This window comes from Drancourtella sp. An12 (assembly GCF_002160935.1).
GTDB classification, from domain to species: domain Bacteria; phylum Bacillota; class Clostridia; order Lachnospirales; family Lachnospiraceae; genus Sellimonas; species Sellimonas catena.
On record NZ_NFLO01000012.1, the window covers coordinates 1 to 19,900 of the forward strand.

At 47.2% G+C, this 19,900-nt stretch carries 13 protein-coding genes, 1 pseudogene and 1 CRISPR repeat array; all 14 genes and pseudogenes read right to left on the bottom strand.

Annotated elements, in window-relative coordinates; genetic code table 11:
- Positions 1 to 482 (bottom strand): replication initiator protein A (locus tag B5E64_RS10940; RefSeq protein ID WP_242960150.1); only part of this gene is annotated, 482 nt, incomplete at its 3' end.
- 135 nt (positions 483 to 617) lie between these two features.
- Positions 618 to 1,004 carry a cysteine-rich VLP domain-containing protein gene (locus B5E64_RS10945; protein WP_070087578.1) on the bottom strand — a complete coding sequence of 129 codons (387 nt, stop codon included), beginning with the start codon at positions 1,002 to 1,004 and terminating at the stop codon, positions 618 to 620.
- Positions 994 to 2,604, bottom strand: a complete 1,611-nt coding sequence (locus tag B5E64_RS10950) for a relaxase/mobilization nuclease domain-containing protein (RefSeq protein WP_070087579.1) — start codon at positions 2,602 to 2,604, stop codon at positions 994 to 996. Before B5E64_RS10950 ends, B5E64_RS10945 begins: the two co-directional genes overlap by 11 nt.
- Complete coding sequence (gene mobC / locus B5E64_RS10955) at positions 2,576 to 2,974, bottom strand: plasmid mobilization relaxosome protein MobC (protein WP_070087580.1); 399 nt, start codon at positions 2,972 to 2,974, stop codon at positions 2,576 to 2,578. The genes B5E64_RS10950 and mobC overlap by 29 nt, the downstream gene beginning before the upstream one ends.
- 713 nt (positions 2,975 to 3,687) lie before the next feature.
- Entirely contained in the window at positions 3,688 to 3,885 is a 198-nt protein-coding gene (locus B5E64_RS10960) for a helix-turn-helix domain-containing protein (RefSeq protein WP_070087581.1), read from the bottom strand.
- Positions 3,878 to 4,300, bottom strand: a complete 423-nt coding sequence (locus tag B5E64_RS10965; protein WP_070087582.1) for a sigma-70 family RNA polymerase sigma factor — start codon at positions 4,298 to 4,300, stop codon at positions 3,878 to 3,880. Before B5E64_RS10965 ends, B5E64_RS10960 begins: the two co-directional genes overlap by 8 nt.
- A gap of 252 nt (positions 4,301 to 4,552) precedes the next feature.
- Entirely contained in the window at positions 4,553 to 5,371 is an 819-nt protein-coding gene (locus B5E64_RS10975; protein WP_070087583.1) for a TrmH family RNA methyltransferase, read from the bottom strand.
- 62 nt (positions 5,372 to 5,433) lie between these two features.
- Positions 5,434 to 5,747: pseudogene (locus tag B5E64_RS10980) on the bottom strand (sigma-70 family RNA polymerase sigma factor); the annotation flags it as partial.
- 203 nt (positions 5,748 to 5,950) lie between these two features.
- Positions 5,951 to 6,817 carry an AraC family transcriptional regulator gene (locus B5E64_RS10990; RefSeq protein WP_070087584.1) on the bottom strand — a complete coding sequence of 289 codons (867 nt, stop codon included), beginning with the start codon at positions 6,815 to 6,817 and terminating at the stop codon, positions 5,951 to 5,953.
- 190 nt (positions 6,818 to 7,007) lie between these two features.
- Positions 7,008 to 8,927, bottom strand: coding sequence for a TetM/TetW/TetO/TetS family tetracycline resistance ribosomal protection protein (gene tet, locus B5E64_RS10995; RefSeq protein WP_070087585.1), 1,920 nt, complete (start codon positions 8,925 to 8,927; stop codon positions 7,008 to 7,010).
- Positions 8,928 to 9,282: 355 nt separating this feature from the next.
- Positions 9,283 to 9,699 (bottom strand): HAD family hydrolase, encoded by a 417-nt coding sequence (locus B5E64_RS18420; RefSeq protein ID WP_242960151.1) that lies wholly within the window; start codon positions 9,697 to 9,699, stop codon positions 9,283 to 9,285.
- Between the two features lie 72 nt (positions 9,700 to 9,771).
- A complete protein-coding gene (locus B5E64_RS18425) occupies positions 9,772 to 10,185 on the bottom strand; it encodes a haloacid dehalogenase-like hydrolase (RefSeq protein ID WP_242960153.1) in 414 nt (137 codons plus the stop codon).
- Entirely contained in the window at positions 10,164 to 12,482 is a 2,319-nt protein-coding gene (recQ, locus tag B5E64_RS11005; RefSeq protein WP_087168627.1) for a DNA helicase RecQ, read from the bottom strand. The genes B5E64_RS18425 and recQ overlap by 22 nt, the downstream gene beginning before the upstream one ends.
- A 267-nt stretch (positions 12,483 to 12,749) precedes the next feature.
- Positions 12,750 to 19,430: direct repeats of the CRISPR family, unit length 32 nt; unit sequence ATTTCAATCCACGTTCCCGCGTGGGGAACGAC.
- 179 nt (positions 19,431 to 19,609) lie between these two features.
- Complete coding sequence (gene cas2 / locus B5E64_RS11010; RefSeq protein WP_087168559.1) at positions 19,610 to 19,900, bottom strand: CRISPR-associated endonuclease Cas2; 291 nt, start codon at positions 19,898 to 19,900, stop codon at positions 19,610 to 19,612.

Below are 19,900 nucleotides of genomic sequence, written 5' to 3' on the forward strand. Positions count from 1 at the left end.
CCACTCACTCCCTTTGTTTGGCTCTCTGTAAGGTTGTTTATAGTAGTTTGGTTAGGGGACGGTTTTCCGACCATCATAAGGTCGGTTTTCTGACCATCAGTAGGACGGTTTTCCGGCTCTATGAGGGTCGGATTTCCGGCCATCAGTTGGTCGGAAAACTGTACCTGTGACACTCGCGGCACTTTGACATAAAGCCGGTTCGGTGCGGAGAAGCCGCCCCGTTCCCGTTCCAGCAGCCCCGCCATGTCCAGTTCATTAAGCGCCCCCTTTATGGTGGTGCTGCCCTTATCCAGTATTTCGGCTATCTCCGCGATTGGATAGATAATATATATCCTGCCCTCGTCGTCCTGCCACTTGTTCTTCTGGGAGAGTGTGGAACGGTCTAACAGCAGCGAATACAGCAGCTTGGCGGTCTGGGAAATCTCCATTTTCAGCAGGAAACGGGGGTAGGGCAGATAGATAGGCAGCGGCGTGTCTGCCATGATATAATCAGCGATAGTATCACCTCCCTGTGTTCGGGTTGATTGTGGTGTTTTGTCACGCCTTAGAACGGCGTTTCCGGGGGAAAAGGATAAATGTATCGCGTACCCTTTGACACTCACGAAAAAAACCTTGATTCATGCGGGTTTGAAAGGCTCTAAAGCGTGACATTTCTGCCTTTGTTTCCGCTTTCTCTCGGCGGCTTTGAGTTTCTTCATGCGTCCGGCGCAGTCGGGGCAGTATTTTCCCCGGTTGGATTTGGGGACAAATGCCGCCCCGCAGACCTCACACCGTTTCCGGCTCCCCCGGTACAAGAGGGCTGCGGCCAGTTCCCCGTCAAGGGGCAGGACAGCCACACGGAACCAGCGGCACATGAGGGAAAGGGAAATGCTTTGGACGCACACGCAAGGCTCCCCGTCGTCTAACAGCAGGCAGTTTCCCTCGTCGTAGTTACAGCACTCATGTACCAGCCGCCGCGCCCGCCGGTGCTGGCGGTAGTCCATGCGGGGCAGGTTATCGCTCATGGCTCTGCTCCTTTCTGCGGTGGGGTTCCTCCCGGCGCAAAATCTGGTCGATGTTCCGCTTGACGGTCTGCAACTCCTTGAACCGCTGTTTCTGTTCGTGGTAGGTGTTATACAGGCCGTCTTTCTCGGAGATAAGCTGCTCGATCTCGGCCTGCAACGCTTTCCGGGCGGGCAGCTTGGTGATGCCATGCGCCTTGAAATACCGGGCGGCGGCTTCGGCTATGATAAAATCGCTCTCGTTTGCCTGCCGGTAGGCGGCGCGGGCTTTCTCGGATTTCTGCGCTTTCAGCCCGTCGCGGGTGGGCTTGGTCTTGGCATAGGCAAGTACCTGTTGCTGCAACTCCTTTTTCCCTTGTAGCTTCGTTTCCAGTGCTTTCAGTTCGCCGCTGGTCTGGCGCATTTCCTGATAGGCGGTATCAACGGCGGCTTCTAACTGCTCCGGGGAAGTAAAGCCGTATTCCTGATACACATTCAGCGTCGCGGCCATTTGTTTGAGGTTGTGCATGGTCGCCCAGCGTTCATAGCCCCGGCCTTTGCCCTCGGCCATTTTCTGCTCAATGTCCACAAGCCGCTGCACACCGTCCTGCTTCGGGGCGGTTTGTGGGGCTTTTGTGTTCCCATGCCGGGGGTATTCGAGTATGGCTGCGGCCTTTTCTGTGGCTCTGGCGGCGTTCTGCTCCAAAACGGAAAGGACAGCGGTGCGGTCAAAGTCGTCGCCCAGCTTCCGGGCGGTAATGGGCTTTGTCCTGTCCGGCGTGAGATAGGACAGCCGCCCCCGGCTCTCCTTGACGGTCACGCCCTCCCGCAGCAGCAGAGAGGAAAATTCGTCAAAGCTGGCGGCGGTGGCAAGGGCTTTCCGTATGGTCTGCCGCAGCTTCTCCTTGTTCGTTTCAAACTTGGTCTGCCGGGGCGTGATACCGCCTGCAATCATGGGGGCGTTCTGCTTGTCCAGCGCAGCCTGTCCCTTTTTCTGCGCCCAATACTCCCGGTCGGTCACGCGGTTCTTGCTGCCGTTCAAGAGGTCGATTTGGTAAAGCCCCTCCCGGTGGCACATCTCCATGACTTCGGATTTGAAGTAGCGCAAGGCAGCGTCGGTACAGCGGTGCTTGCAGCCGGCTTTCGTGTCGGCTGGCCTGTCCATGTAGGGCAGGAACGGTACTTCCTCTATCCGCAGGCTGTTAATGACGATATGCACATGGATATTGCCGCTGTGGTTGTGGCCGTCCGGGTGGGTGCATACAAGGGCTTGGTGGCCGGGGAAATGCTCGGCGCAAAACTTCTCGCCCAATGCCTGCGCCCGGTCTACGGTCAAGCCGTTGTCCGGCCCGTCCCGTGGGTCAAAGCTGATGATATAGTGGTGGCTTTTCACATCTTCCCGCCTCTGGTTCTTCCCATAGCGGAGATTTGCCCGCATACAGGCAACGGCAAAATCCTCCCCGCCGCAGTTCAGCGTTGACAGCCGGTAGTCCTCGCGGGGGATAAGCCTGCCGGTTTCATCAAGGACGGGCTTCATGGTAAACTCGTCATGCTCAAAGAGAAGATATTGTTCGGCGGCTCCGTAGTCGGCGTTTTTAGAGTTGATATGCTTGAGTGTTGCCAACTGCGTCACCTACTTTCTTGAGGACTTCATACTTGAGGGCGGCAAGGTCGGCTATGGCGGCGCGTACCTCGCCGGACAGCGCATTGTAGGGTGAGCCGTACTCGTTCAGATACCGGGCAATCTGATTGAGGTTGCCGCCGATCCTGCCGTACTCGGCGGCCAGCTTCCCGACAGCGGAGAGCAGTTCATCATTGACCGCCGATACATGGACAACGGGGCGTATGGTCGTGCGCCGTATCGCCTGCCGGAGAAATTCCGACTGGCTGATACCATAGGGCGCAAGCCGCGCTGTGAAGTCGGCGTATTCATCTTCGGACAGCCGGGTTTTCACAACGCGGCTGCGGTGGGGCGTGTTGTATTTCTTTCGCATAGGCTGAAAACCTCCTCTCACTATTCTTATTGCTGACTTTTTTCGGATTTTGGGCGGAGAAAATTTCCTCTCACTCCTCCCATTGCTTAACTTTTCGGGAAATTACAAAAACTTTTTTTTGCATTTCGGCAGAAAAATCCCTCTATACCTCCCATTGGGCAACTTTTTGGAAAATAACAAAAACTGTTTTCAGCTTTTTCGCCCGTAAGGGCGTATAGCAGGGTTTGGGGAAGGCACTCCCCAACAAGTTTCCCGCGAGGGGCAAAACCGCAGAATTGCGGATTTTGGCACCGTGGTAGAAACTTGCTCTTAGTAAGCCGCAGACTGCCCCTGTCCGGGCTTTTCCGTACATAGAGCGAACGGGGCGGGGCTTTCAGCCCGCTGTGCGCGGTCTTTTTTTTCTTTCGCCAAAGATACATTCAAAAGGCCGCCAGCTACCCGCTGTCCGGGGATTTTTCAAATTTTCTTTTGCCTTAGTAATCCGGGAAACAGGATTTTGGCAACCTACGGGGCAGAGAATTTTTCCTTTCACTCCCTACAACACTGCGTTTTGAAATTTGCCAAACGGAGCAGGCAGCTTTTTCTGGCTTCACCTACCTACTACGGGTGACTTTGCGATTTTGCCAAATGGACAACAAAAAAAGCAGCAAATCTTTTTCAGACTTACTGCTTTCACTGGCCGCTGGTGGGCGGCTGGTATTCAGTTTTGGGGCTTATCGGTCAAAGCGAAACTTGAATAGTGCGGAGATTAGCTGCTGCTTCACATATTCCTCAACCTCGGCGTTAACCTGACCGTGTACTTTGGAAAAGTAGCGGATATATCCGGCATAGTGGGAAAGGACGGTGTCGATTGCGTCCGGGTCGCCCTCATGGGCTTTGACGATTGTTTCATAGGGGAGAAGTTTACTCATGGTCTTTTCCCTCCATGAGCCGCCGTAGCCGCTGCAAGGCAAGCTGGATATGCCGCCCCGCTGTGCTGCGTGTCCGGCCAATATGTACGCCGATCACTCGCTGCGGCTGGCGCAGGAAATAGTAACGGAAAATCTCTTCCTGTGTCTGCTCCGGCAAGAGGGCAAGGGCGGCGGCAAGTTCCGCATGGTACAGAACGGCGGTCTGGCCGCAGGCGGTAAAAAGATATTCTTCAAGCTGCTCCGGTTCGGCAAGCTGGACAAACTTCTCATTCATCAGATAGTCAAGAGAAACTTCCCGTTCCCACCTCCGGCGCAGCTTTAAGATTATATCTATGGCTGCGTGACGAATGACAATCTTGCAAAAGGCATTGAATGTGTACTGGATATGCACTTTGTAGGCTTCATCTTCGGTCATGGAAATTCCCCCTCTCTGAATAATAGTGCGGGGCGGCAGCACTCCTTGCTGTCGCCCCTTGATTGCCTATCTGCAAAGGCGGGCGGGGCTGTCAACGGCGGCGCATATGCGCCGTTCATCTTGACTGTTGACTGGCTCGGCTGGCTTTGCCATTTGAGTGTAATTGCTTATTCTTTTTTTATTTGCAGACTTTTGAGGTAGAACGCCTGCTCCTCCCTTTTCTCTGGCTCACTCTCAAAAGGGTTATGCTGTCTAATTCATTCGTTGTCTTACTATTTCATACATCATTATAGATGCAGCACAACTGACATTGAAAGAACTGGCATAGGAATCTTCAGCCATAGGAATCGTACATAAAACATCACAATATTCCTTAAATGCCTTATTTAATCCCATGGTTTCATTTCCCATCATTAACATAACCGGGGTTTTCAAGTCCTCATGATAGATAGGCTTTTCGTGGTGGGCTGTTGTGCCTATGATCTTAAAGCCAGGGTATTTTATTCTAAGGCTTTCAACGAATTTATATAAATCCTCATTGTGAATGATTCGAATCACCGGAAGATTGAAAAAAGAACCCATCGCCGAAACAATTACATCAGGCTCATACAAATCAACCGCATGTCCAGTAATTATCAACATATCTACTCCCAACGCATCACATGAACGTATCATCGTACCTAAATTTCCTTTATTAGAGGGCCTGTCAAATAACACAATAAATGGATTGGAAGATAACGCAACATTTTCTAACCTGTCTTCCCTCATTTCAATAATAGCCAATAATTCAGAAGTTTCTTCTTTTCCACTTAATTCCTTTAGCAACTGTGCCGTAAGAGTATAATTGACTTCTGTTTTTACTGTTTCTATCATATGTTTTGCCCAGCCTGACAGATTATTCTTGTCATAAATAAAAGAAATAATCTTCCAGTTATTTTTAACCGCTTCATTTAAACTTCTTACGCCTTCAACAATAAATTGATTATATTTATATCTTTTATTTCGATTATGCTTCAATACTTCAAATCTCTGGTAATCATTATTTTTATTTAATATAGAAACAACTTTCATTTCAATACCTGCCTCATCATACTTTGGTTTTCGAATTTTTCACCCATTGTAAGCCCATTTTTGAAAAAATAAGGGAAAATGATTTCCCGGTTTTTCTGTGGCAGGGATAACAGGACGGCGGCAAGTTTTCCATTGGTGAGGATAACTGCCTGACCGCATATCGTTATAGGGTGTTCTTCATGGGGTGCTTCAAAATATTCGTCTGTTGTGCCTAAAGGGTAAAACTTTTCTTCTGTGAGGTATTCAAGGGATATTTCTTTTTGCCGCCGTCTGCTCCTGTCACGCCATGCGTTGATAGCCGCATAGTGTATGACGGTCTTGCAAAGCCATTGAACGTGTACATGATGTGTTCTTTGTATGCTTCTGTGCAAGGCATAGATGATTCCCCCTTTCTCCCACATAGGGCGTTGTATGGTTGACGGGTTTCATTTATAATATCAGAGGGCGGCAGCACCCCTTGCTGTCGCCCCTTGATTGCCTACCAGCAAAGGCGGGCGGGGCTGTCAACAGCGGCGCATATGCGCCGTTTATCTTGACTGCCCGCTGGCTCGGCTGGCTTTCCTATTTGAGTGTAATTGCTTATTCTTTTTTTGTTACTGGAATCCAAATTTCACTGTATGCGTAGTTGGGCTTTTTGTCGTCCATTTTTGTAAAAGAGAAAGAAAACGGCTCTGCCAGTTCATAATCTGCCGTCATAAACCATTCGGAGTAGATTCTTGCCATTGTATCCTGCAAAGTAAACGGGAAGATTCCTTCATTTGGAAAAACTGCCCACGTATGAGCTTTAACAGGAAATGTGTCCAGATTACTGCTAATGTCATTTTTAGTTGTTAAAACTCCAATTAAATGCGTTAATTCACCAGCTTCTTCAAGAAAGTTCGTATCTGATTCATAGGAAACATTTACAGTTTCATATGGCTCAATGTTTTGCAACCGGTGCATTTCTTCTTTCTGTTCCTGTGTTATGCTTTGTGCCAGTTCCAAAATAGCGTTGTTTACTCCCTCATATTGTAACGGCACTCGTTTACTTACACCTGCAAACGTAAAAGCAGGTTTTTCAACAATTTTATATTCCATTAAAGTTCCTCCCTTCATAGTTACAACAAATTGTAACTTTTGGCATGATTTACATTGTTTCAACTTTGCGACTTGTGACGGTAAGATACCGCTCCATTTTTTAAAGGCACGTGTAAATCCGTCTACGGATTGATACCCATATTGATAAGCGACATCTGTTACCTGCGCCCCCTGCAACAATTCTTTGTTAGCTTCTGAAAGTCGTCTGTTTTTTACATACTCATTCAGCGTCATATTGGTAAGCGCAAAAAATATTTTTCTAAAATGATAATCTGAAACATTTATATGCTCAGAAATCTTCTCAAGTAAAAACTCGTCCTCCAGGTGCGCTTCAATATAGTCCATCGCGTCATTCAATTTCTTTAACACATTGCCCCTCCTTCCGAATAAGAATATCACAATTTAGAAAGATATGCTCGACATTAGCATACAAAATTAGTCGGGTTATAAATAAAGGCCGTTTGCTCAATATAAGTTTACACAAAACCGACTTGAAAACAAAACTAACATAGACTCTCCTTATATTCAAAGATTTTTATCCGTGATAACGCACAAAATATTACGTTATTTTCTGAAACATATGCCGAACCTTATCTAAACGGCTGTTAGGACGGCGTGGCTGCAATACAGGCTCCCCGGAAATTTCTTGGTACCCTTTTAATTCGGTAAGGCAGACGCTTCTCCCATTTGTATAAAAATTTAAATCATTCCTATATTCGCCGATGCAGCGGGCGGGGATTTCTCCCGTAAAAATAACTTCATCATTTTTAAGCAAGGTTGATTCAATCACTGCACAATACTTCGGTGCGTCATTATAAGCCCGTGAAATATATTCCTGCGGTGCAAAAAGGGTAAAGGAAAGGTATGGTTCCAATAATTGTGTTCCTGCTCTTTTCAATGCCTGTTCTAACACGATAGGAGCAAGGGAACGAAAATCTGCGGGGGTACTAACTGGACTGTAATAAACTCCATAGTCAAAACAAATTTCACAATCTGTCACTTCCCAACCGTATAAGCCTTGCTCCATTCCATAACGCACCCCTTCCATAACGGCATTTTGAAAACTTTGGTTTAAATAGCCGAGAGATACTTTGCTTTTAAACCGGGTTCCACTTCCGGCAGGAAGTGGCGTTACAGTTAAGCCAATGGATGCCCAAAACGGATTCGGCGGCACTTCAATATGAATCGTGTAACTGGCTGTTTTTAATGGCCTTTCCAGATAAATGACCGTAGGTTCTTTCACATTTATGTTCACATGGTATCGCTCTACTAACAGAGAGCATACAACCTCTAACTGGACTTTTCCTAAAAAAGAAATGATGATTTCATGCGTTATCGTATCCACATAGTAATGCAACAGCGGATCTGTATCTGCAATTTCCGTCAGGGCATTCAGCAGGAGGTCTCTTTGTTCCTGATTTTGCGGCTCCACCGTCGTCCGAAGCAAAGGAATCGGATTTTTTTCCCATGCCTTGCGCGGCAAAAGTTCTACATTTCCGAGAGTATCATTCAGCTTCAGAGTGTCATTGGTCAAAATAACAATTTCTCCGCAACAGGCTGTGTCCGCCGGTATAATCTCTCCGTTTGACGGAATCCTCATTTCTGTGATTTTTAGTTTTTGATTTTGGGGCAGGAGAATCGTATCCCGTAAATGAAGTGTCCCGCTGTATAACCGCAAATAAACGAGCCGCTTTTTCTGGTCTGTGTACTCGATTTTAAAAACGCTTCCGCATAGCTCGGATTGATCGTTGTCCGCACCAGAAGTAAATGTTTCTGCAATCACTTCAATCAGCTTTTCAGTTCCGATATTGTTCTTTGCACTCCCATGATAAATAGGAAACAGGGAACCGTTTTGCATTCTTCTGCATTTCTCCCTCTGTAAATCTTGTATTTTCAAAGGTTCCCCCGCAATATATTTTTCCAAAAGTTCATCATTTCCAGCAATAATAGAATCCCATTTTTCTATATCCTCAATGTCTGTCAGAGACACTTCCGGAGTGAGCGAAACATCTTGCATAACCATGACATCATCAGAAAGTTTTTCTCTGATATTTTGATAAACGCTCTGTAAGTCAATGCCCTCCTGGTCTATCTTATTTACAAAAATAATCGTTGGGATTTTCATTTTCTGGAGCGCATGGAACAGTACCCGTGTTTGTGCCTGCACGCCGTCCTTTGCGGAAACTACTAAAATTGCTCCGTCAAGAACAGCAAGTGAGCGATATACTTCCGCCAAAAAGTCCATATGGCCGGGGGTATCGACAATATTGATCTTATAATTCTTCCAGCCGAAAGAAGTGACGGCCGTTTGAATGGTAATCCCACGCTGGCGTTCCAACAGCATGGTGTCTGTCCGCGTTGTTCCCTTATCTACACTCCCTAATTCCGGAACGGCTCCGCTGGTATAGAGCAGGCTTTCTGTCAAAGTCGTTTTTCCTGCGTCTACATGAGCAAGAATGCCGATATTGATTATTTTCATGTGTTTGTCCTCCATTCAGCCCCCAAAGGGCATAAAAATCCCCAGCAGCAAAATACTTTTACCGCTGGGGATATAGCGAATAGACATACACATACATACAACGCACTGCAAGCAGCGGTCGCTCTTTTGATATGTCAAATATATAAGGCAAAAGTATTCTTAAAAAGGGTACAAAAAACTAAGCCCCTTGCAAGGGACGGTTACAATTCTTTGTTCCCACTATTTGATTATAGTTAATTAAGAATACCTTGCCGCATATTTTTAACTCCTTACTTGGAATAGAAATATTATAGCATATCGGCATTGAAAAAGAAAGTCCTGAAACAAAATTTACGGAATAGTAGGCTGCTGTCTATCAATCTCTTGTGTGTTTCTTTATGACACATGAGCATTTACACTGGTAATGAAGTGCTTCCAGAGATTCGTTGGCTGCTGTCCGGTCGATAATGGATTTTACAAGACGATCCAGCTCTGAATTTTCTGTGTAATCCGCCGGAGCGAAATATCGAATCCTTCCGTCACGCATCATTTTATATACTTTGGCTTTATCCTCTGTCTGTGCGTCATACACACCGATCGAGTGCCCGCCGTATGTCGTAACCAGTTTCATGCATGGAATATCCGTATCACTATCTCCGATATAAACAATGTTTCTGAATGGTACACGGATTTCTTCCGGTGAAAAAGATTCATTCACTGCCGGATCGTTAATGTCCAGCACTCCTTTCTCAATTCGGAACAAAAACTGTGTTTTACTTGTATAATTGATCACCTGGGCAGGCCAGACCGCTACGTCATGATCATTAAAGTAAAAGGAACTTGCATATATTTTTTCAAATGCTCCTTACCTGGCAACGGAAGTGCCTTCAATCATTTCTTTAAGTCCGGAAGAAATAATATAGTGTTCCACAATCACACCCTGTTCTTTCCCGTACTTGCGGATGCGCTCAAACCATTGTTCTACACCCGGGAACAGCTTTACATTGGCACCGTATTCTGCCAGCTTCCTGCGGGTGAAAAGCACTTTCCCTTCCGCCTCCTGTTTCATCAGATACATATATGCGAGATTCTGATCCATCTCATTTTCCGCAGCAAGGATATTGGATTTTTTCCAGAATTCCGGAATATCATAACCAACCGATTGGATATATCCCTGCGCCTGCATATCATCCGGCGACAATGTCTTGTCAAAGTCATAACAGATCGCAACAACCGGCCTGTCTTCTTTTTGTTTTCTTACATATTCTTTTTCTGACAAAAGTCCTTTCCTCCTCCTTTCATCAATTCCACCAGATATCTCTGCGCTTTTTCAGTATAGAAAAAGATCTCATACGGATTCCCTTTTTCACTGATCCGTTCTTCCGGCTCAATTCCGGCCTTTCTTCCTTTTTCTGTCAATACTGTTCTGGCATATCCGTTATAAAACTGTTGTTTCAGACAGCCTTCTTCCAGAAGTCTTTCTGTAAGCCATTTATTTGTCAAACGTTTCATCTGTTTTTCATCTCTTAATTCATTCACCTGCGAAACAAATTCGCTTAATGTCATTCTTGGCGTATACTGAATGCCAAAAAGAATCTCTTTCGTCAGCCGAAAGTCTTCTTTTCGCCCTTTTCCCCGCCTTTCCGTCAATGGAATTTCATCTTCCGGACCTGAATTTTGATTTTCTGCTGTATCCCGCTGCCCTCCGGTTACGCTTTGAATTTTTTGTAAAATGGCTTCTCCGTACTGCTCTGCTTTCCGTTCACCCATGCCATTTACTTTCAGAAGTTCTTCTTTTGTAAACGGCATGCGTACGCACAGATCACGAAGCGTTTTATCCGAAGCCACCATATATGGAGGTATCGACCGTCTTCTTGCAAGTTCTGCGCGAAGTTCCCGCAGTGATTCAAACAACTCTTTCCCCTTTTCCGACAAATCCATCACGAGAACAGATTTTTTACTGTCCCGCTTTTTCTCTTCTTCTTTTTTATATGCGATGATAAAAGGAGTATTTTGCTCCATCAATTCTCCAGAAGTTCCCGTCAGATGGAGGATGGCATACTTATCCTCCGTCTGTCTCAGATATCCTCGCTCCACCATTGTACGGATAATTTCCTTGATCCTCGTCTGTCCAAGCTTACTCTGTTTTCCATAAGCAGGGTTTTCTTCCATTCTGTAATTACGTATTTTTGCCGTGTTTTCTCCCAGAAGAGTCCCGGCGATCATGTTCATTCCAAACCTCTGTCCGGATGTCCTGACACATAGGATGACATCGGCTGCCGCTTCGGAAGCATCCATTTCTTCAAACTCTTCCTGACAGTTGGAACAGTTCCGGCACTGCTCTTTTGCCTTTTCTCCAAAATAATGAAGAATATATGCCCTGAGACATTTCGTCGTTGTGCAGTACATCTCCATCTTTCGCAGGCGGTCCATGTCCTGTGCCTGAATCGTCCTCAGTTCCTCTTCCGTATATTCTCTGTCCTGTTCCTTACTCTCCAGAAGGAATCGGTTAATGACCGTATCCTGCGGCGAATAATACAAAATACATTCTGCCGGTTCGCCGTCACGTCCTGCTCTTCCGGCCTCCTGATAGTAATTTTCCATACTCTGGGGCATATTGAAGTGAAGGACAAACCGTACATTGGATTTGTCAATCCCCATCCCAAACGCATTGGTGGCAATCATTACCTTTGTCCGGTCATAAATGAAGTCCTCCTGACTGATTCTTCTTGCCTCCGTGCTCATTCCTGCATGATAACGCCCGACAGAAAATCCAGCGTTCTCCAGTTCCAGATATAATTCATCCACGCCCTTTCTGGTAGCACAGTAAATGATCCCGCTCTCTTCTATGTGATCTTCCAGATAACGGCGGATCCTCTCCTTTTTCTGCTTTGTTCTCCGTACTTCAAAGTACAGATTTTCTCTGTCGAATCCGGTTACCGTCTCATAAGGATGTTCCAGCTCCAAAGAAACGCGGATGTCAGTTCTGACCCGCTCGGTTGCAGTAGCTGTAAATGCCGAAACAACCGGGCGGACCGGAAGCATATGTACAAAAGACAGAATTCGAAGATAGCTTGGTCTGAAATCCTGACCCCACTGAGAGATACAGTGGGCTTCATCCACCGTAATCATGGAAATCTCCGCGTGACAGGCAAAATCCAAAAACCGGGGCGTCTCAAGACGCTCCGGCGCCACATAGATAATCTTATACTGTCCGGTCTTTGCAAGTTCCATCGCCTTTGCAATCTGGTTTTCCGTCAATGCACTGTTAATATAGGCCGCATGTACACCAGCTTCATTCAACGCCTTCACCTGATCGATCATCAGGGAAATCAAAGGGGAAACGACAATTGTAATTCCAGGAAGCATCAGTGCAGGAAGCTGATAGCAAAGAGATTTCCCTGCTCCGGTGGGCATGACTGCAAATACATCTCTTCCAGAAAGGATCTGTCTGATGACCGTCTCCTGTTCTGGTCGAAATGTGTCATAACCAAAGTAGGTTTTGAGGGTGGTATACAGCTGTTGGTCAAGTTCATTTCTAAATTGTACTTCATCTATGGTTTTATTTTGGTTCATCAGCAATATTTAAGATCTATCCTTTCTTTCCATAAATTATTCTATAAAAAATATATACCTAATTTATATTATAGCATATTAAAAATCAAATAAAGAATTCTCTTTATCTTTTTAAAATACTTTCATAAAATATTGTCTAGCGTAAACAGAGTTAGGTAGTCATATACTATATGCTAATATTTAAATCATATGTGATCTATATTACATTTCTCTATCTATACAAATCACTCTGTTCAATACTATGAAACCGTTTAAATCGTTCGTTTGATTTTGATCCGTGTTCCCACGTAGGGAACAACACAGATCGTAAAACGATAATAACATGTCATTCATATTTCAATCCACGTTCCCGCGTGGGGAACGACGAGTTTGCCGAACTGGGAAGAAGCCAGCTGGAAATTTCAATCCACGTTCCCGCGTGGGGAACGACGGGAAAAAGCAGTTCCTTGTAGATACTAACATTGATTTCAATCCACGTTCCCGCGTGGGGAACGACATGGTAGGCCGATATTTTACGAGCCGGATGAATTATTTCAATCCACGTTCCCGCGTGGGGAACGACCCAAGCTGCAGAAACAAGTATCTCCGTTGTGCAGGATTTCAATCCACGTTCCCGCGTGGGGAACGACGGTGACACTTGGGATCCCGGGCATGGCCAGAGCAAAATTTCAATCCACGTTCCCGCGTGGGGAACGACTCAGAAGACGGCAGCGGAAACCATGACTCTGGAAATTTCAATCCACGTTCCCGCGTGGGGAACGACTTAGACTGGTGTTGTGTTGAGGGCTACATCAACAATTTCAATCCACGTTCCCGCGTGGGGAACGACGTCAAGAAACCTATCTTTTACACAGGGGAGGTAGATTTCAATCCACGTTCCCGCGTGGGGAACGACTGACAACTACTGCAAATACCGGGACACTGTGGATGATTTCAATCCACGTTCCCGCGTGGGGAACGACCTTTCCTGTCATAAGATAATCAATCGAAACTCCATTTCAATCCACGTTCCCGCGTGGGGAACGACACAAAGTACGGGGAAGCAATCCGGACTGGCCGTATATTTCAATCCACGTTCCCGCGTGGGGAACGACACTGAAGGTATATCCTTTCCGAGTCGGATTTTTATTTCAATCCACGTTCCCGCGTGGGGAACGACCGGCATGGTACGAAGAGACCCGTAGCACGTCGTAAATTTCAATCCACGTTCCCGCGTGGGGAACGACGGCATGGTACGAAGAGACCCGTAGCACGTCGTAAATTTCAATCCACGTTCCCGCGTGGGGAACGACGTAATGAGGATGTTTGGCTATACGACATTAAAATTTCAATCCACGTTCCCGCGTGGGGAACGACGCACTGAGAAAACAGTATTCTACACTTTTGGATATTTCAATCCACGTTCCCGCGTGGGGAACGACGATATTGGCCAGCTGTGCAGTTTGGAAGAAGTAGAAATTTCAATCCACGTTCCCGCGTGGGGAACGACTATACTACCACAGTAGTACAAAATCTATAGGAAATTTCAATCCACGTTCCCGCGTGGGGAACGACGGAGATTGGATGGACGATGACAAGAGATCAACAGAATTTCAATCCACGTTCCCGCGTGGGGAACGACGAAAGAATCTGTAGAAGATCGTATCGTTAAGGATATTTCAATCCACGTTCCCGCGTGGGGAACGACAACGCAGGGAACGGTACAGAGACTGTTACAGGATATTTCAATCCACGTTCCCGCGTGGGGAACGACGATCATGGGCTGGAATGGCGCAGATATTGAGGCGATTTCAATCCACGTTCCCGCGTGGGGAACGACGCTGATTGACCAGCAGATCAAGGAAGTTGAGGAGCATTTCAATCCACGTTCCCGCGTGGGGAACGACAACGCCAGTATATTTTCTTGACACTATACTGGATATTTCAATCCACGTTCCCGCGTGGGGAACGACCGCAGCTGTTTCAGATGGACTTCCGGATCTGGGATTTCAATCCACGTTCCCGCGTGGGGAACGACCAGGAGACAGAGTGACATTGCGACAGAGGTCAGGAATTTCAATCCACGTTCCCGCGTGGGGAACGACGCCATAACTCAGTTCTGTACCATATTCTGTAAATTTCAATCCACGTTCCCGCGTGGGGAACGACGCATCCCAGGATTCCGTAAAGGAAAAGTGCCGCGCCAAAATTTCAATCCACGTTCCCGCGTGGGGAACGACTGGGAATCATTCAGTCTATCCCCACGATCGTTGCATTTCAATCCACGTTCCCGCGTGGGGAACGACCATTTCTGAGCGAAATTGGACAGATAAGTGGCTAATTTCAATCCACGTTCCCGCGTGGGGAACGACGCTGACTGGCAAATCAATCGACTGCGGATCCTTGATTTCAATCCACGTTCCCGCGTGGGGAACGACATGCACAGATTTCCGGCGTGACCACAGTTAAGGCATTTCAATCCACGTTCCCGCGTGGGGAACGACTCCTCTGTCACAAAAGCGATCACAGCGACAAAAGCAATTTCAATCCACGTTCCCGCGTGGGGAACGACGAAATTCAAGATAGGAGTGGATGCCGATGGACAAATTTCAATCCACGTTCCCGCGTGGGGAACGACCATGTTGACGAACACTGACATCACAATCTTTAACCATTTCAATCCACGTTCCCGCGTGGGGAACGACTGTACATGTTATCCGTGATGGCACAGAGACATTATTTCAATCCACGTTCCCGCGTGGGGAACGACCGAGATTGTAGATCAGATCGACCAGGCTGCAGAATTTCAATCCACGTTCCCGCGTGGGGAACGACCATTTTCGACAATCCATATCTGGATCCGGAGTTCGTATTTCAATCCACGTTCCCGCGTGGGGAACGACGGGCATTGAATCAGGATAAAAAGACAGGACGCATGGATTTCAATCCACGTTCCCGCGTGGGGAACGACGACGGCAGCACTTGGTGCTGGTGCAGTAGCCGGAATATTTCAATCCACGTTCCCGCGTGGGGAACGACTGCTGGCGTCCAAGCGGATTAAGGCCGAAGATATTTCAATCCACGTTCCCGCGTGGGGAACGACAGTAATGAGGATGTTTGGCTATACGACATTAAAATTTCAATCCACGTTCCCGCGTGGGGAACGACTGTATACAAAAAACTTACAAATACTTGCCATACGATTTCAATCCACGTTCCCGCGTGGGGAACGACAACTTCAGACGATCAATGCATCCAGCCGGTATGGATTTCAATCCACGTTCCCGCGTGGGGAACGACTTGATCCGGCGTACGATGTCTTCCATGATCCGCATATTTCAATCCACGTTCCCGCGTGGGGAACGACAGGGATTCCAGTTTATACACTTCATCCAAAAGTGTAATTTCAATCCACGTTCCCGCGTGGGGAACGACCAGATGGACTTCGGGTATTACCGAAACCCGATCAAATTTCAATCCACGTTCCCGCGTGGGGAACGACGAGTAATGAGGATGTTTGGCTATACGACATTAAAATTTCAATCCACGTTCCCGCGTGGGGAACGACAGTTTTCCAGGATGGAACGAATCTCATTGATAATCAATATTTCAATCCACGTTCCCGCGTGGGGAACGACTGGCACACCAACGATATCGGAAATTTTAGCCTTATTTCAATCCACGTTCCCGCGTGGGGAACGACAGGGATTGCACTACCAGTGTTTGTATCATCAACAGATATTTCAATCCACGTTCCCGCGTGGGGAACGACTTTGACAAAAACCTATATTCGGATGACAAGGGTATTTCAATCCACGTTCCCGCGTGGGGAACGACAGCAAAAGGATACGCAGATGCGGCAGAAGATGCCGCATTTCAATCCACGTTCCCGCGTGGGGAACGACTATTTAATACAAATTCATTATTTCGTGGTATACTATTTCAATCCACGTTCCCGCGTGGGGAACGACTAGGACTGAAGGAATTGTAATTATCAACAATAAGATTTCAATCCACGTTCCCGCGTGGGGAACGACGTCTCTTGGCGGGAAAGAAAGCAATGCATACCGGATTTCAATCCACGTTCCCGCGTGGGGAACGACGGATATTTACGATCTTGCGTGAGGACAATCATATATTTCAATCCACGTTCCCGCGTGGGGAACGACGGCACACACAGCAAGTTCGCAGACCAGATGGCAAAATTTCAATCCACGTTCCCGCGTGGGGAACGACGGAAATTGACGGAAAACCCGTTACAGTCACAAAATTTCAATCCACGTTCCCGCGTGGGGAACGACAAGGGTGTCTTAAATAGACACTGGAACGGAGGTATTTCAATCCACGTTCCCGCGTGGGGAACGACCTTGTAGAACTGGATTTGTGCCGCGGATTGCAGATTTCAATCCACGTTCCCGCGTGGGGAACGACGATATCATTTGCATATGGGACTAAAATTTGAGTTATTTCAATCCACGTTCCCGCGTGGGGAACGACGTGACAAATGGGACAGCGGATCAGGAGGAAGAAATTTCAATCCACGTTCCCGCGTGGGGAACGACCAATTCCGAAGCGGTAAATGCAGACAGATTGCCGATTTCAATCCACGTTCCCGCGTGGGGAACGACAATACCTGATGACAGGTGGTTTCGTGCAGAGTGGAATTTCAATCCACGTTCCCGCGTGGGGAACGACATGGGAGTAATTATTGCGGCAACGCATGTTACAGCATTTCAATCCACGTTCCCGCGTGGGGAACGACTGAAAGGATCATGAATGGGGAACAGAACTGGTACGGAATTTCAATCCACGTTCCCGCGTGGGGAACGACGGAAAAGGTGGCGTTTGAGGATTACAAGGATAAGATTTCAATCCACGTTCCCGCGTGGGGAACGACCATAATCGCAAGTGTTACCGGGCCTCCTAAAAAAAATTTCAATCCACGTTCCCGCGTGGGGAACGACGGAAAAGGTGGCGTTTGAGGATTACAAGGATAAGATTTCAATCCACGTTCCCGCGTGGGGAACGACGCAAATGCTCTGATGGATATGTGCGTACTTGGATTATTTCAATCCACGTTCCCGCGTGGGGAACGACTGCTTATGCTGTGGTTATCATGCAGGACGGAACGAATTTCAATCCACGTTCCCGCGTGGGGAACGACGACTCCCAAAGCGCAGTACAGTTTGTTGTAGCACATTTCAATCCACGTTCCCGCGTGGGGAACGACTGACCTTGTGTGCGGTTTACAGAAATTAAATAATTTATTTCAATCCACGTTCCCGCGTGGGGAACGACATGGCAAACGCAATAAAGGATATTATCCGCAAGCACATATTTCAATCCACGTTCCCGCGTGGGGAACGACTCCCTCATCTGAAAGCATCTGGGCAAATTCTTTTTCATTTCAATCCACGTTCCCGCGTGGGGAACGACTCACGCAGATATAACAGCCCGCAGGCAACGAACTATTTCAATCCACGTTCCCGCGTGGGGAACGACAGTGCTTCCATTATGCATACGCTCAAGGATATATCATTTCAATCCACGTTCCCGCGTGGGGAACGACTGGGTACTTGTACTCATCATTTTTCATTTCGATATTTCAATCCACGTTCCCGCGTGGGGAACGACTTGTTTTCGCTTTTTGTTTCTTCTTTTGGTTCAGAAATTTCAATCCACGTTCCCGCGTGGGGAACGACAAAAGGAGCCAGTGTTCTCCTAAAATATAGGAAAATTTCAATCCACGTTCCCGCGTGGGGAACGACAAAAGATGGGGAGAGATGATGGGAGAGTGATCAATTTCAATCCACGTTCCCGCGTGGGGAACGACGGCAGCAGGCGCGCTGAATAAGCCAATGTCAGAAATGATTTCAATCCACGTTCCCGCGTGGGGAACGACCATCCTGTCAGCCAATCTGCCACATTGAGCATCAGATTTCAATCCACGTTCCCGCGTGGGGAACGACCAGGGCATGAGTTGGACTGGAATGATGCAATCGGAATTTCAATCCACGTTCCCGCGTGGGGAACGACGTTAGGTTATATCAAACGCCGCCATTTGGGAGAATTTCAATCCACGTTCCCGCGTGGGGAACGACCTTTTCCGGGATAATTTAATAACATCCCCGGCGGCTATTTCAATCCACGTTCCCGCGTGGGGAACGACAATAACCTACTTGTAACTTCTGATATATTCCCACATATTTCAATCCACGTTCCCGCGTGGGGAACGACAGCCTCCGCGCTCCCATCTGCTACGGTTCTTTAAAATTTCAATCCACGTTCCCGCGTGGGGAACGACGGGGTCGGAAATTCCTGAATAATTTCATCCAGTTTATTTCAATCCACGTTCCCGCGTGGGGAACGACCCGAATTTCATTCGGTACATACGCGGGATGGCCGCTATTTCAATCCACGTTCCCGCGTGGGGAACGACTGCGTCTGAGGTTTTGGGAGTTTCCACCAAGATCAATTTCAATCCACGTTCCCGCGTGGGGAACGACGGAGTTCCTTTAAAGCTATGGTTGCCGGAGATAAATTTCAATCCACGTTCCCGCGTGGGGAACGACCACACCCGCTGCCCCGAAGGAATCCGTCTCCACGATTTCAATCCACGTTCCCGCGTGGGGAACGACGCCATAGCCATTGTCCCGAAAACCGGGGTGCAATTTCAATCCACGTTCCCGCGTGGGGAACGACGGGATGACTTTCCCGGATCGCTTACGTTCCTTATTTCAATCCACGTTCCCGCGTGGGGAACGACCCTGATACATCCAGATCCGATCAGAAAACGTGGCATTTCAATCCACGTTCCCGCGTGGGGAACGACGGCATGTGATCAGATCCTCGATGCTGCCGGACCGAATTTCAATCCACGTTCCCGCGTGGGGAACGACGCCAATATCACCTACGATGACGGGCGGTATTACAGCCCATTTCAATCCACGTTCCCGCGTGGGGAACGACAGCAATTATTTCCAAAATATTCTCTTATATTTTAGGAATAATCACTAAAAACATTACATAGTAATTATCTTTTGTCTTTCTTTTTCTAAATTTCCTTTTAGCCCTTCTTTCATATTTGTGCACATTTTCAGGTGCGAACCTCCCAGTTAATTTATGTATGCTTGTTATTCGCACTTCAATTACAAGATCAAAGTTTGATCTACCGCCATCCCTTTATCTACGCCTAGATGTTCAACTTTCGTCTGATATTTGTTTCCTAAATAATAGAATCTCAGACTATCAACTTCTTCGTCTATGATTTCTGATAAACTTGCTTTTAACTTGATGCACTGTGCATTATCCAATATACATTCAAACACAGAATTCTGCACTCTTCTTCCATAATTAGTACATTGCTTAGCCACTTTTCTAAGTCTTTTTTGTCCTGCTGCAGTTTCTGTATTGACATCATAAGTTATTAAAACAAGCAT

Bases quoted from the DNA above. Each gene is read 5' to 3' on its own strand.
- B5E64_RS10945 (WP_070087578.1), bottom strand. From the start codon at position 1,004: ATGAGCGATAACCTGCCCCGCATGGACTACCGCCAGCACCGGCGGGCG.
- cas2 (WP_087168559.1), bottom strand. From the start codon at position 19,900: ATGCTTGTTTTAATAACTTATGATGTCAATACAGAAACTGCAGCAGGA.
- B5E64_RS10965 (WP_070087582.1), bottom strand. From the start codon at position 4,300: ATGACCGAAGATGAAGCCTACAAAGTGCATATCCAGTACACATTCAAT.
- mobC (WP_070087580.1), bottom strand. From the start codon at position 2,974: ATGCGAAAGAAATACAACACGCCCCACCGCAGCCGCGTTGTGAAAACC.
- recQ (WP_087168627.1), bottom strand. From the start codon at position 12,482: ATGAACCAAAATAAAACCATAGATGAAGTACAATTTAGAAATGAACTT.
- B5E64_RS10960 (WP_070087581.1), bottom strand. From the start codon at position 3,885: ATGAGTAAACTTCTCCCCTATGAAACAATCGTCAAAGCCCATGAGGGC.
- tet (WP_070087585.1), bottom strand. From the start codon at position 8,927: ATGAAAATAATCAATATCGGCATTCTTGCTCATGTAGACGCAGGAAAA.
- B5E64_RS10975 (WP_070087583.1), bottom strand. From the start codon at position 5,371: ATGAAAGTTGTTTCTATATTAAATAAAAATAATGATTACCAGAGATTT.